11 protein-coding genes and 1 tRNA gene are annotated in these 13,846 nt (G+C 67.4%); 7 read left to right on the top strand and 5 right to left on the bottom strand.

The window, feature by feature from the left end; translation table 11 throughout:
• Positions 1–216: 216 nt before the first annotated feature.
• Both PHR85_RS08040 and PHR85_RS08035 read left to right on the top strand, forming a co-directional pair.
• Positions 217–462, top strand: a complete 246-nt coding sequence (locus PHR85_RS08040; RefSeq protein ID WP_300052740.1) for a hypothetical protein — start codon at positions 217–219, stop codon at positions 460–462.
• Between the two features lie 46 nt (positions 463–508).
• On the top strand, positions 509–3,424 hold the full coding sequence (locus tag PHR85_RS08035) for a DUF927 domain-containing protein (protein ID WP_300052737.1): 2,916 nt from the start codon (positions 509–511) through the stop codon (positions 3,422–3,424).
• Positions 3,425–5,145: 1,721 nt separating this feature from the next.
• On the opposite strand, the gene PHR85_RS08030 is transcribed toward PHR85_RS08035, so the two are convergent.
• Positions 5,146–5,230 (bottom strand) — tRNA-Leu (locus PHR85_RS08030).
• A 65-nt stretch (positions 5,231–5,295) separates the two neighbouring features.
• Here PHR85_RS08030 and cysM point away from each other — a divergent pair.
• From cysM to PHR85_RS08010, 4 genes are read left to right on the top strand one after another with little or no spacing between them, the layout of a single operon-like run.
• Positions 5,296–6,234 carry a cysteine synthase CysM gene (gene cysM, locus PHR85_RS08025; RefSeq protein WP_300052735.1) on the top strand — a complete coding sequence of 313 codons (939 nt, stop codon included), beginning with the start codon at positions 5,296–5,298 and terminating at the stop codon, positions 6,232–6,234.
• A gap of 36 nt (positions 6,235–6,270) precedes the next feature.
• Positions 6,271–6,498: a sulfurtransferase TusA family protein gene (locus tag PHR85_RS08020; RefSeq protein ID WP_300052750.1), complete on the top strand. Its 228-nt coding sequence runs from the start codon at positions 6,271–6,273 to the stop codon at positions 6,496–6,498.
• A 26-nt stretch (positions 6,499–6,524) separates the two neighbouring features.
• Positions 6,525–6,884, top strand: coding sequence for a CidA/LrgA family protein (locus PHR85_RS08015; protein WP_300052732.1), 360 nt, complete (start codon positions 6,525–6,527; stop codon positions 6,882–6,884).
• Positions 6,885–6,887: 3 nt separating this feature from the next.
• Entirely contained in the window at positions 6,888–7,622 is a 735-nt protein-coding gene (locus PHR85_RS08010; RefSeq protein ID WP_300052729.1) for an LrgB family protein, read from the top strand.
• A 16-nt stretch (positions 7,623–7,638) separates the two neighbouring features.
• Here the strand turns inward: PHR85_RS08010 and PHR85_RS08005 are convergent, their stop codons facing one another.
• The 4 genes from PHR85_RS08005 to PHR85_RS07990 all read right to left on the bottom strand — a co-directional run bounded on the left by PHR85_RS08005 (position 7,639) and on the right by PHR85_RS07990 (position 12,371).
• Entirely contained in the window at positions 7,639–8,619 is a 981-nt protein-coding gene (locus tag PHR85_RS08005; protein ID WP_300052726.1) for a tRNA-dihydrouridine synthase, read from the bottom strand.
• Positions 8,620–8,675: 56 nt separating this feature from the next.
• Positions 8,676–10,595 (bottom strand): diguanylate cyclase, encoded by a 1,920-nt coding sequence (locus tag PHR85_RS08000; protein WP_300052724.1) that lies wholly within the window; start codon positions 10,593–10,595, stop codon positions 8,676–8,678.
• 10 nt (positions 10,596–10,605) lie between these two features.
• A complete protein-coding gene (locus PHR85_RS07995; RefSeq protein ID WP_300052721.1) occupies positions 10,606–11,388 on the bottom strand; it encodes an ABC transporter substrate-binding protein in 783 nt (260 codons plus the stop codon).
• Between the two features lie 74 nt (positions 11,389–11,462).
• Positions 11,463–12,371 carry a LysR family transcriptional regulator gene (locus tag PHR85_RS07990; protein ID WP_300052718.1) on the bottom strand — a complete coding sequence of 303 codons (909 nt, stop codon included), beginning with the start codon at positions 12,369–12,371 and terminating at the stop codon, positions 11,463–11,465.
• Between the two features lie 140 nt (positions 12,372–12,511).
• Between PHR85_RS07990 and PHR85_RS07985 the strand changes: the two genes are divergently transcribed.
• Positions 12,512–13,753, top strand: a complete 1,242-nt coding sequence (locus PHR85_RS07985; protein WP_300052716.1) for a benzoate/H(+) symporter BenE family transporter — start codon at positions 12,512–12,514, stop codon at positions 13,751–13,753.
• The last annotated feature ends 93 nt before the right edge of the window (positions 13,754–13,846 follow it).

Below are 13,846 nucleotides of genomic sequence, written 5' to 3'. Positions count from 1 at the left end.
CGCGCACCCGATGCATCACTTGCGCGAAATCCAGCGTCTTGCCCTTGACCACTCCAGCCATGACAGCCTCTGTCAGAAGTCTCTACGCCTCCAGTTTGCTCTCGTTCGGCCAAATTGAGAATTGCTGCAAGACGAAGACAGCGCCCACTGAGCGGCACTGCGCCAGCAGGAAGCGGCGGCTGTCGCTTCCCTGGCACCCATCACCAAGGCCAGAGCATGGCAATCAAACACTTACCCAGCGACACGCGATCCGACCAGGCTGCCCGCGTGGCGGACTACCTGGAACGCTACCACGACCAGACCGCCAAGGAAATCGACGCCTGCGCCGACGTGGGCAGCATCACCAAGGTTCTGTCCGAAATGCCCAACCTGGGCTATGGCCTGCAAAGAGGCTGGCGTGAGGTGGCCTGTGTCGGGGGTACCCATACCCGCATGGTCCGCACCTTCACACCTTCACCCTGATCTATCGGCCCAAGAGCGGCCCCCAGCTCGATCTATTCGGCACCCAATGACCCAACACCATCACATCACGCCCGAACTGATCCGGGCGGCCCTGGCGCACCTGTCGGCGGCCATTTCCCGCGAGGAATGGGCCAGGGTGGCCATGGCGATCAAATCCGAATACCCGGACAGCACGGGCTTCGAGCTGTTCGACGCCTGGAGCCAGACGGCCGGCGAGCTGTACGACGCCAAGGCCACCAAGGACACATGGCGCAGCATCAAGGCCGGCGGCGGCGTGAGCATTGGGACGCTGTGGTTCCTGGCTAAGTCGCACGGTTTCACCTTCCCACAAGGCGACACCGCGCCAGCCCCACCCGACCCAGAGGCAGCGGCCCGCCACGCCCGCGAACGTGCCGAGCGCAACCGGGCCGAAAGCGAGCAGAAGGCCGCCAAGCATGAGCAAATGGCGATCAAGGCCGCAACCCAATGGGCGGCCGCCAGCGAAGCCGGCGAGAGCGCCTATCTGACCCGCAAGGGGGTTCAAGCCCACGGCCTGCGCTTTGCGCGTGATGGCTGGTTGCTGGTGCCGCTGCGGGATGCTGCCGGCAAGCTGTGGAATGTGCAACGCATCGCGCCCGTGAAGCCCGCCGATGGTGAGGAAAAGCGATTTCCGTTTGGCGGCCGGGTTTCCGGCCTGCGGCACCTGTTTGGCACGACCCCTGCCGATCCTGGCGCTGTGCTGCTGCTGGCTGAAGGCTATGCGACGGGCGCAACCTTGCATGAGGCCACGGGCTACCCCGTGGCGGTCGCCTTCAATTCCGGTAATCTGGGCAAGGCTGCCCGTGCCCTGCGGGAGCAGTACCCGGCCGCGCTGCTGATTGCCTGCGGCGACGACGATCAAGAGACCGAAGCCCGCACCGGCAAGAACATCGGCCGCATTGCTGCGACGGCAGCGGCAAAGGCGGTCAACGGGCTGGCCTTGTTTCCCCCCGAAGGGCTTGCGCCCGGCCAGAATTTCGACTTCAACGACTTGCACGCCCACCACGGCGGCCCGGCTGGGCTGGCAGCGGTGCGCGAGATCGTGCAAACCGGCATAGATGCCCACCGGGTACGACTGGCGACAGCCCAGGCCGCGACCAGCCCGGCCGGCAAGCCTTCGCGCCCGACCAAGGCGAAAAGCGCCCGGCCTGCTGCCGATGATGACGCACCCGACTGGGACCGCTTCGACGTGACCGATGCCGGCGTGCTGCATCACGGCGTGGACCGTGACGGCAACCCGACCAAGCCGGAATTTGTATGCAGCCGCCTGGATGTCGAGGCGCTGACCCGCGATCAGGACGGCAACGGCTGGGGCTACCTGCTGACCTTTGCCGATCCTCAAGGCCGGCCTAAGCAATGGGCTATGCCGGCCCGGATGTTGAGCGGCGACGGCGGCGAGTACCGGGCCGCGCTGCTGAACATGGGCTTGAGGATCGCGGCGAGTCCCCGCGCCCGCAACCTGCTGACGCAATACATACAGACCCGGCAGCCCGACGAGAACGCGCTGTGTACCGACAAGACCGGCTGGCATGGCCGCGCCTTCGTGCTGCCCCATGAAACCATTGGCGACGATGACGAACGGATCGTGTTCCAGACCGACAGCGCCATGGAAAACACGATCCGCACGCGGGGCACGGCAGGCCAGTGGCGGGACCGCGTGGCGGCGCTGTGTGCCGGCAATACCCGGCTGGCCTTTGCAGTGTCCTGCGCCTTTGCCGGGCCGCTGCTGCGCCCGGCCGGGGTCGAGTCGGGCGGTTTCCACTTCCGGGGCGACAGCAGCAGCGGCAAGACTACCGCGCTCAAGCTGGCCGCGAGCGTCTGGGGCGGATCAAGCTACCTGCAACGCTGGCGCACGACCGACAACGCCTTGGAAGCCATCGCGGCGCAGCATTCCGACTTGCTGCTGATCCTGGACGAGCTGGCCCAGGTGGACCCCAAGACGGCCGGCGAATGCGCCTACATGCTGGCCAACGAGCAGAGCAAGGCCCGAGCAACCCGCAACGGGGCGGCAAGGCCGCGCCTGTCCTGGCGGCTGCTGTTCCTGTCCGCTGGCGAGCTGGGGCTAGCCGATCACATGGCCGAAGGCATGAAGCGCACGCGGGCCGGGCAGGAAATCCGCATGGCGGACATTCCAGCCGATGCGGGCTTGGGGCTGGGGGCTTTTGAGTGGCTGCACGACCAGGAAGGCGGGGCGGCGTTTTCCAGCCATGCGACGGCCCAGGCGGCGGCGGTGTATGGGGCCGTTGGCCGCGAGTGGTTGCAGTGGTTGACCGCGAACACTGGCACGCTCAAGGCCCGCATCCGCGAGCTGTCCAATGACCTGATGCTGTCCATGGTGCCCGAGCTGGCCGGCGGGCAGGTGCAACGGGTGGGGGCACGCTTCGCCTTGGTCGGGGCGGCGGGCGAGCTGGCGACCGTTGCCGGCCTGACGGGCTGGCCCAAGGGCGAGAGCGAGAAGGCGGCCCGGGCCTGCTTCAATGCCTGGCTGGCCGCCCGTGGTGGCACGGGCAATAGCGAGGTTTCCGCCATGCTGCGGCAGGTGCAAGGCTTCCTGTCATCGCACGGCGAAGGCCGGTTCACCTGGTGGCACCGGGCAGCCGATGACCATAGCGCAAAGACCTTGATGCGGGCTGGCTTTCGGCGCATGGTCAATGAGCGCGGCGAGCCGATCAAGACCGATGCCGAGCACGAGCGCAACTATGGCGAGCGCATCACCCCCCTGAGCGGTGAGAGCGTATCAGCCGAATTCTTCATCCTGCCCGAGGTGTTCCGGGGCGAGGTATGCAAGGGCTTCGACTTCGAGGCCGTCTGTAAGGTGCTGGCCGATCATGGCTGCCTGATGATGAACGAGCCGGGCCGGCACGCCAAAAAGGTCAAGCTGCCCGGCGTCGGGCAATCCCGCTGCTATCACATCCCGGCCAAAATCTTCGAGCTTGAGCTGTGAAGGCGTCCCGGCAACGGCTACCGCTGGTGCCGGATCACCAGATCAGCCAAGTCCAAACCCGGCCCGTGCCGGGTTTTTCGTTCCTGGCCGGGCCTGCCGGTCGAGCGGCTGGCGCTGCTCCTGGTCAAGCTGGCCGGGTGGCTTCCCTTGCTGGTGCTGGTGTTCCTGGTCGAGCGCCTGCCGGGAACCCGTCCGCCTGAGCAGCGACCACCGCCGGCAGCCTTGCCAGATCGAGCCATGGGCGGCGATCCGCTGCGGGTCAAGGCAGCCCCAGCCGGCCGGCCTGTCGAGGGCCTGAGCGGCTGTGGTGCGGCCGTGGTGGCTGCTGCCGGCCGCGTGCCTGCCCTTGCTGGTGCCGGTGCTCCTGGTCGAGCGCCTGCCGGGAACCCGGCCGCGTGAGCAGCGACTACCGCCGGCAGCCCTGCCAGATCGAGCCATGGGCGGCGATCCGCTGCGGGTCAAGGCAACCCCAGCCGGCCGGCCTGCCGAGGGCTTGAGCGCCTGCGGTGCGGCCGGGTTGCGGTGCTGTCCCCGGTCGAATCAGGTGAGCTGGTCGGGCGGTTTCGCTGCCCGCGCCTTAGCATTTCATTCTGATTTAAATGAAATTTTTACGGGCCGCGATAGGGCGGCGTGGGCGGATTCCCTTCCGCGCTGGAATTCGATGCAATCATCGTCACCAGATCGAATAAGGGAAAAAACTTATTATGGATGCTGTTAATAAGTCCTTATTCTGCTGAAATATTGAGCAATCAGCCAACCGAGGTTCCCGTCTAAAGTGGCAGGTTCCCGTCAAAATCGCCCAGGTTCCCACCAGTGACGGGAACCTATTTTCTTCAATTATGACAATGGTTTAAGTTGGTTACTAACAGGGAGGTTCCCGTGGTTCCCGTCAAAACGGAACGACACCCCGAAGAAAACAAGCGTCTGATGTCAGTTCAAGGGGGGACAGGCGGGGTCTAGTTCATCCCGTTATGAAAGTGATACGGGATGCGGGTCGCGGGTCCTCTAAGGCTTTGCCCAGCGCGGGTGATGCGAGCTGCGCCACGCCGCCAGTCCGCCAATCTGCCGCATAGGCAACACCGCAACGCAACACCCGCAACAAGTCCCTACACGCCGGCATGGGTCCTCCCCATCGGGGACAAGCGCGGGTAATTCGGACCACGTGGTTGCCCTAGTGCGTGGTGAACGAAAAGGGTGAACGGTGAATGGTGAATGGTGAACGGTTAACGCTTGTGGGTTGATCAGATCCAGCCGATGGGGGCACATGGCGGGAGACCTGGGGCATCAGGGCAGCCAGTGGGGCACCCCCTGTCATGGGTCCTCCCTGGTGAGGTTGAGCGCGGGTTGTTCGGGCCGCGTGGCCCGGCTGTTGCGAGAGGTGCCCTAAGGGGGTTAAGTGAAGGCGGCACGGGGGCGGGCTGCGTCCCGCTGCTGTACCTGGTCGAGCTGTTGCACCTGGTGCGGATCGTGGTCGAGGCGGCGGGCTGCGCCAGCAGGTGGCCAGCCAGTACGCCAGCTTGGCCAGGGTGAGCCGGTGCCCCCATCGGCGGGGGCACTTCTGAGCATGTGCCCCCAGTTTCCGATTTCATGCCCCCAAATGTGCCCCCATAATGCCCCGGATGCACGCGCACCGAGGCGCACCACGCCGGAAGCGAAACCCGGCCCCGTAGAGGGAGAAAAGAGAAAGGCCGCACGGTTGCGGAACCATGCGGCCTTAGATTTGGTGCCCGGGGTCGGACTCGAACCGACACACCTTGCGGCGGGGGATTTTGAATCCCCTGCGTCTACCGATTTCGCCACCCGGGCAGGAATGAGACCCAAATTATGGCACAGTGATGGGACTGTCCCTCTCATTCCAAAGAAAAAAGTCCATGACACGCGCGACCCCCCGCAGCCGGAAGAAACCCGTCGTCTACCCGACCCTGGAAGACACCATCGGCCACACGCCGCTGATCGCGCTGCAGCGCATCGGTGCCGAGTCCAACCGCGAGCGCGGCAACGTGGTGCTGGCCAAGCTCGAAGGCAACAACCCGGCCGGATCGGTCAAGGACCGCCCCGCGCTGTCGATGATCCGGCGTGCCGAGGAGCGCGGCGAGATCGCGCCCGGCGACACGCTGATCGAGGCGACCTCGGGCAACACCGGCATCGCGCTGGCGATGGCCGCCGCCGTGCGCGGCTACCGCATGGTGCTGATCATGCCCGAGGACCTCAGCATCGAGCGCGCGCAGACCATGAAGGCCTTCGGCGCCGAGCTGATCCTGACGCCCAAGAGCGGCGGCATGGAGTGCGCGCGCGACCTGGCCGACCAGATGGTCGCGCAGGGCAAGGGCAAGGTGCTCGACCAGTTCGCCAACCCCGACAACCCGCGCATCCATTACGAGACCACCGGACCCGAGCTCTGGAAGCAGACGCGCGGGCGCATCACGCATTTCGTCAGCGCGATGGGCACCACCGGCACCATCACCGGCGTGTCGCGCTTCCTGAAGGAGCAGAACCCGGAGGTCCGCATCATCGGCGCGCAGCCGAGCGAGGGCTCGCGCATCCCCGGCATCCGCAAGTGGCCCGAGGAATACCTGCCCAGGATCTACGACCCGAAGGCCGTGGACGAGCTGGTCTACGTGAGCCAGGCCGATGCCGAGGAGATGTGCCGCCGGCTGGCGCGCGAGGAGGGCATCTTCGCGGGGATCTCGGCGGCTGGCGCCTGCTGGGTCGCGCAGCAGATCGCGGCCCGGGAGCAGGACGCCACGATCGCCTTCATCGTCTGCGACCGCGGCGACCGCTACCTGTCGACCGGCGTGTTCCCGGCCTGACGCCTGGCCAGGAATTTCATCATGTCAGCACAAGCAATGATTGCCGATCTGGAACTCGACGCGCGCGGATTGAACTGTCCGCTGCCCATCCTCAAATCCAAGAAGGCGCTGGCCGGCATGGCAAGCGGCCAGGTGCTCAAGGTGATCTGCACCGATGCCGGCTCGGTGCGTGATTTCCAGGCCTTTGCCAGGCAGACCGGCAACGAGCTGCTGCAGCAGGACCAGACCGGGCCTGAGTTCGTTACCTGGCTCAAGCGGCGCTGAGCGGCTGCAGTGAACGGGAGCGGGCGATGATCCAGGGTCTTGGCTGGCTGCTGCTGTTCCAGCTCGCCGGCGAGGCGCTGGTGCTGTGGCTGGACTGGCCGCTGCCCGGGCCGGTCGCCGGCATGGTGCTGCTGTTGCTGGGCCTGCTGTGGCGCGGCGGGCCGGGTCGGCGCCTGGCCCAGACCTCGGGCCAGCTGCTGCAGCATCTGTCGCTGCTGTTCGTGCCGGCCGGTGCCGGCGTCGTGTTGCACGGCGCGTTGCTGGCGCGCGAATGGCTGCCCCTGTCGCTGGCGCTGCTGGCGAGCACGCTGCTGGCGCTGGCCGTGACCGCGCTGCTGTTGCGCGCCCTGTTGCGTCGTTCTCCCGACACGCCGGGTCGGAGCTGAGCGATGCCGGAGCGCGCGGCGATGGTCTGGGAGCGGCTGGCGGGCTTGCCGCTGCTGTGGCTGGCGCTGACCTTGTTGGCCTACCAGTTCGGCCTCTGGCTGCAGCGGCGCCTGCGCGGCCACCCGCTGGCCAACCCGGTGCTGATCGCGGTCGCGCTGCTCTCGACCCTGTTGCTGCTCAGCGGCACGCCCTACGCCCGCTACATGAACGGCGCCGGGCTGATCCATTTCCTGCTCGGGCCGGCGACGGTCGCGCTGGCGATCCCGCTCTACGCGAACTGGCACCGGCTGCGGGTCATGACCCTGCCGCTGCTGGGCGCGCTGCTCCTGGGCTCCCTGGTGGTGGCGGTCTCGGGCTGGGGTCTGGGAGCGCTGTTCGGCGCGGGTCACGAGTCGCGGGTCTCGCTCGCGATCAAGAGCGTCACGACGCCGATCGCGATGGCGGTCACAGAGCGCCTGGGCGGCCTGCCTTCGCTGACGGCGGTGCTGGTGATCGTGACCGGCATGGTCGGCGGGCTGTGCGCCGAGGCGCTCTACCGCCGGCTGCGGATCGAGGACGATGCGGTGCGCGGCTTCGCGCTCGGCCTGGCCGCGCACGGCCTGGGCACGGCGCGCGCGTTCCAGTTCAGCGAGCAGGCGGGCGCCTTCGCCGCGCTGGGCATGGGGCTCAACGGGCTGCTGACCTCGTTTGCCTTGCCCTGGCTGCTGCCCTGGCTCGAACGGCTGCTGGTGCGTTGAAGGGTGGGGGTGTCGCTCAGGCGCAGGCCAGCACGGGCACCCGTTGCGGGTCCAATTGACGGCTCAGCCAGGCCTCGATCATGCGCGGGTCGTTGACGGTCCGCAGCTGCTGGTAGGCCTGCTCGGCTTCCGGGTGGCGCTGTCGCAGGTAGTTGAGCCACTGCTTGATGCGGCCAGGCCGCGCGCGTGGCTCGATGCGCTCGAGCACCAGCTGCCAGAAATGGCCCAGCAGGGGCAGCAGCTCGGCCCAGCCGGTCTCATGGCTGCCGTGCCGGCCCTGGTCGGCCAGGATGGCCAGCGCCAGCCCGGGGTCGGCGACCATGCCCCGGCCCAGCATCAGGTCGGTGCAGCCCGATTGCCGCAGGCAGTCGCGGGCATCCTGGACCGACCAGATTTCGCCATTGGCCACCACCGGCAGCCTGACCGCCTGGCAGATGTCGGCGATCCGGTGCCAGTAGGCCGGCGGCTTGTAGCCTTGCGCTCGGGTGCGGGCATGCACCACCAGCTGGTCGGCACCGCCAGCCTCGATCGCCAGCGCGCAGACCTCGGCCTGGCGGTCGTCGTCGAAGCCCAGCCGCATCTTGGCCGAGACCGGCATGGCGGCCGGCACGGCGCGCCGCACCGCCGACACGATGCGGTGCAGCAGCTCGGGGTCCTGCAGCAGCGCGGCGCCGCCGCCATGGCGGTTGACGACCTTGGCCGGGCAGCCGAAGTTCAGGTCGATGCCGGCCGGCCCCAGGCTGGCGAGTCGCGCCGCGTTGTCGGCCAGGCAGACCGGGTCGGAGCCCATCAGCTGGGCGCGCACGGGTACGCCGGCCGGAGTGCGGCCGCCCTGGTCGAGCTCGGGCACGACGCGGCGAAAGGCGCGTTCGGGCAGCAGCGTGCCGGTGACGCGGATGAATTCCGAGACGCAGAGCGAGATCCCGCCGATGCGCGTGAGCGTGTCGCGCAGGGCAAAGTCGAGCAGCCCCTCCATGGGCGCGAGCAAGATGGCCATGATGATCCGATTGAACGTGAGCGGCGATTGTCCGCGATCGGGCGCGGCCGGAGTCCTCAGGGACTTTCGGGCGTTGTGGCCCTTGCCACCACCCGGTTGCGGCCGCTGTGCTTGGCCTCGTAGAGCGCTTGGTCGGCATCGTGCAGCAGCCGCTGCAGATCGATCGCTTCGAGCTGGTCGCTGCTGGCCAGTCCTATGCTGACCGTGACGTTCAGCAACTGCTGGCTTGTTTCGCTGGGCCATGGCACCGGACTGGCGGTACAGGCCTGGCGCAGCTTTTCGGCGATCTGCTGCGCCTGGCCGAGCCGGGTGTTGGGCAGCAGCAGGCAGAACTCCTCGCCGCCCAGGCGTGCCAGCAGGTCCGAGCCGCGTATCAGGCTATTCCAGCGCCTGGCCATTTCCTGCAGCACGGCATCGCCAGCGGCATGGCCGTAACCGTCATTGACCTGCTTGAAGTGGTCGAGGTCCAGCATCAGTGCGGACATCGGTAGCGCGAATTGGCGCGATGCGGCCAGCGCCTCCTGCGCGAAATGCTCGAAGCCGCGCCGGTTGGACAGTCCGGTCAGCGGGTCGGTGTTGGCGTGGGTCAGCAGCTTTTCGTTGAGGCTGGCCAGTTCATTGCGCAGGCGCCGTTCGTCCTCCAGCTGTTCGGTCAGCCTGATGGCCTCGGTGATGTCGCTGTAGAGACAGACGTAGCGCGTCACCTTGCCCCAGGCGTCGGTGAAGGGCACGATGGTGGTGTTGACCCAGTAATGGGCGCCGGCCTTGTCGCGGTTGCGGAATATGCCTTTCCAGATCTGGCCCGAACTGACGGTGTGCCACAGGCGCTCGTAGTAGTCCGACGCGTGGTAGCCGGAATTGAGGATGCGGTGGTTCTGCCCGAGCAGCTCGGCCTCCTGGTAGCCGGTCTGTTGCAGCATGGCCCGGTTGAGATGCGTGATCCGGCCTTCGGGGTCGGCTTCCGAGAGCATCAGGTGGGCGCCAATGGCCCGGGTCTGGTTGGCCAGCTCGGTGATGGAGGCTTCGTAGCGCCGGTACCAGCGAAACAGCCAGGCGCTGACGGCGGTGATCAGTACCGATCCCAGCAAGGCCAGCATCAGGCGCAGTCGCTCGTCGACAGCCTGCGCCAGCAGCAGGTCGCGGTCCGCGATGACGACCATCACCACGGGGTGCAGGGGGCTGCTGCGGTAGGCGACCTGCCAGCCGGCGTTGCGCTCCAGCTCGAACAGGCCCAGTTCGCGCTGGAGCAGCTTGTCGCCCAGGACTTGCGACAGCGCGAAGGTGTTGGGGCCTTGGCCCCCGCTCGTGATCAAGCGCTGTCCGTGGTGGTCGTACAAGCCGATCGTGTCACGCAGTTCGGGGTCGAAGCGGGACCAGAAGTTCTGGAAGTAGCCAGGGTTGATCGCGGCCACCCAGCGATGCGGCTGCCCGTTCAGCGTCACGGTGGTCGCGACCAGCCAGATGGTCAAGTCGGTAGCGGGTTCCTGGTTGTCTGTCGCGATGCCCGCCAGGTCGCGTGCCGGGAAGACGTCCCCGTAGGAGATGGTCCTGTCGGCGTCGAGCGCTGGCAGCAGGTCTGGCTGCAGCCTGAGACCCAGGTGCTGAGCCTCCGAGCTCGCCACGACGCGGCCACCGACATCCACCAAGGACAGGCTGCGCAGCACCGGGTTGTCGGCGATCAGGTCGTGCAGCCGCTCGGGCGAGAGCCCGTGGTCGCGCAGCGCCTGCGGCGTGGTGAAAGCTGCCACCGAGGTCAGGCGTGCCGCCACGCTGTCGAGCGTGCGCGAGCTGTGGTCTTCCAGCAGCATCGCATCGCGCTGCAGGCGGATCGCCAGCCCTTGCTCCAGGTTGCGGCGGATGAAGTGGCTGCTGACGCCGTAGGCTACCCACAGCAGCAGCAGGGTGCCGAGGAAGAACACCGCGAACAAGCGCCGGAACCGTTTCGGCTCCAGCCCGTTGTCGAGTCCATGACTCAAACCATGCCCCTCATTCCCGGACCATGATCGGCAGCAGGTCGTGCGCACGAGCCGCCTGGACCAGCCTGCCGTCGCGCTTGATCTGCCACACGAACTGGTTGATGCGCTGCAGCCAGCGCGGGTCTCCCTTGGGCACCGCATAGGCGTAGTCGGTGAGCTGGACTTCGCGCTCGGGGGCGATCAGGCGCGCCCAGTCGCTGTTCATCAGCAGGCGCTTGCCGTAGGGGTAGTCGGCGATGAAGACGTCGGCCCGGCCTGATTCGACTTCGCGCTCGCGCTCCTGCGGGCGCGTCACGATCCGCAGCGTCGCGTGCTGCAGCGTGCGCTGCATCAGCGGCTCCATCAGCGTGCCTTTGAGCACCACGACCACCCGGCCAGGCTTGTCGATGTCATTCCAGCCCTGGATCGAGCGGTTGGCATGGGTGGTGATGGCGTAGACATCGCTGCGCAGGTAGGGCTGTGAGAAATTGACCCGGCCCGTGCGCTCGGGCGTGATGCCCATCGCCATCATCGCGAGCTGGCACCTGTGGCCTTCGAGGTCGTCGAGCACGTGGCTGAAATCGGTGTCGACATATTCCAGGCGCACGCCCAGATCCCTGGCCAGCGCTTGCGACAGGTCGATGTCCAGGCCCTGGATGATGCCGGTGTGCGGGTTGCGCCAGCTGATGCCGAAATAGTCGGGCCAGATGCAGACCTTCAGGGTCCCGCGGCTCTGGATCTCGTCGAGCGTCTGCGCACCCGCCCCCATGCCCAGGGCGAGCAGCATCAGGGACAGGGCGCGCGGCAAGGGCATCTTTTCTCCGGTATGAGGGGCCGGCACAGGCGCGGTGGCCCGGCAGGTTGGCGTAATGATAATGGAGGCCCGGATCAGCCCGGTCGGCCAGCCTGGCTGAACAGGCCTGCCACCCAGTCGATGAAGGCGCGCAGCCTGGCCGCCGGCTGGCGGTTGGGCGCGTAGAGCAGGTGCAAGGGCATGGCGGGCGGGCGGTGGGCGGGCAGGACCTCCTCGAACTCGCCCGATTCCAGCTGCGGCTCGACATGATAAAGCGGCACCTGGATCAGCCCCAGCCCGGCGGCACAGGCCGCCACGAAGCCGCCGCCGTCGTTGACCGCGACACCCGCCGGCAGGCTGAGCCGCTCGATGCGGCCATCGACGATGAACTCGAAGGGGAAGGGTTTGCCGCTGGTGGCCGACAGGTTGTCGACCGCCTGGTGTCCCGGCAGATCCGCCAGCGTGGCGGGGCGGCCGTGGCGGTCCAGGTAGGCGCGGCTGGCGCAGGTCACCAGCGGCAGGGTGGCCAGCCGCCTGGCGACCAGCGGCAGGTCGGCGTCGAGTTCGCCGATGCGCAGCACGCAGTCCACGCCTTCGCGCAGCGGGTCGATCTGGCGGTCACTGACGCTGAGCTCGACCCGGATCTCGGGGTAATGCGCGCAGAAGGTGGGCAGCGCCGGCATCAGCACCAGCCGGCACAGCGAGCCCGGCAGGTCGATGCGGATGCGGCCATGCGGCGCCCGGGTCGCGAGCGAGAACGAGGCCTCGGCGTCCTCGACGTCGGCCAGGATCGCCACGCAGCGCGGGTAGTAGTCGTGGCCGTCGGGGGTCGGCGTGACCTGGCGCGTCGTGCGCGCGAGCAGGCGCACGCCCAGGCGCGCCTCCAGCTGCTGGATGCCCTGGGTCGCGCCCGCGCGCGTCAGGCCGAGCTGGGCGGCGGCGGCGCTGAAGCTGCCGAGTTCGACGATGCGGGTGAACAGGCGCATGGCCTGGAAGCGGTCCATTGTTTATTTTCTGTGAACGGTGTTTTGTTGTGAAGCTAATTATTAAATATAAATAAACAGTGATACTTGTCAGCAGCACCAGCCACTCGCTCGACCTGACCCGTCGGCGCGCGGCGATACCTACTATCGAGACTGCCCCCATGCTTGCCCACCTTGAAACCGCTGTCGCGCGCCGCCCCGGCCTGCGCCAGATCCTGGCCGACTTCGGTCCGGCCTATTTCGCCAACGGCCTGATCGGCTTCATCTTCTCGGCCACCGGGCCGGTGGCGATCATCCTGTCGGTCGGCACGCGCGGTGGCCTGAGCCAGACCGAGCTGGCCTCCTGGATCTTCGGTGTCTTCTTCGTCAACGGCCTGCTCACCATCGCGATGAGCTGGCGCTACCACATGCCGCTGGGCTTTGCCTGGACCATTCCCGGCACCGTGCTGGTCGGCCCGGCGCTGCAGCACCTGAGCTTTGCCGAGGTGATCGGCGCCTTCTACGCCACCAGCCTGCTGGTGCTGTTGCTGGGTTTGAGTGGCTGGGTCAAGCGCCTGATGTCGGCGCTGCCGATGCCGATCGTGATGGGCATGGTGGCCGGCGTCTTCCTGCGCTTCGGCCTTGACCTGGTGCGCGCGCTGCACAGCGACGCCGCGATCGCCGCGCCGATGGTGATCGCCTTCGTCACGCTGTCGGCGCTGCCGGTCTGGGGCAAGCGCTTGCCGCCGCTGATCGGCGCGCTGCTGGTGGGGGCGCTGGCGATCGCGCTGCTCGGGCGCCTGGACAGCTCGGGCCTGGGCAGCTTCGCCTTGGCCCAGCCCCTGATCCAGGCGCCGGTCTGGTCGCTCGGCGCGCTGGTCGAGCTGGTCGTGCCGCTGGCCATCACGGTGCTGGTGGTGCAGAACGGGCAGGGCGTCGCGGTGCTCAAGGCGACCCAGCATGAGCCGCCGGTCAACGCGATCGCGGTCGCCTGCGGCATCGGGGCCTTCTTCAGCGCCAGCGTCGGCGCGGTCAGCAGCAGCCTGACCGGACCGACCAATGCGCTGCTGACCTCCTCGGGCGAGCGTGGTCGCCACTACACGGCTGCCTTGACCTTCGGCAGCTTTGGCGTGCTGTTCGGCCTGATGGCGCCGACCTTCACCGGCCTGATGCTGGCCACCCCCAAGTCCTACATCATGGTGCTCGGTGGCCTGGCCATGCTGCGCGTGCTGCAGGGGGCTTTTGTCGCCTCCTTTGGTGGCGGCCGCTTCACGCTCGGCGCGCTGATCAGCCTGCTGGTGACGGTGTCCGACATCAGCCTGCTCAACATCGGCGCGGCCTTCTGGGGCCTGCTGGCGGGCTTCGGCTTTTCGTGGCTGATGGAGAAGGCCGATTTCGTCGCGCTGGCGAATGCGGATCGCTGACAAGAGCTGTGTCGCTGTGACAGCTTGAGTCGAAACGACACCAGCTGTCGTCGGCCGGGGCTACGATGGGGCTGTTTCCCTGTCTTGAAAGCC

This window comes from Malikia sp. (assembly GCF_028687635.1).
In the GTDB taxonomy this organism is placed as follows: Bacteria; Pseudomonadota; Gammaproteobacteria; order Burkholderiales; family Burkholderiaceae_C; genus Malikia.
The sequence above is the reverse complement of the archived record's forward strand: the minus strand, read 5'-3'. Positions and strand labels throughout refer to the sequence as shown.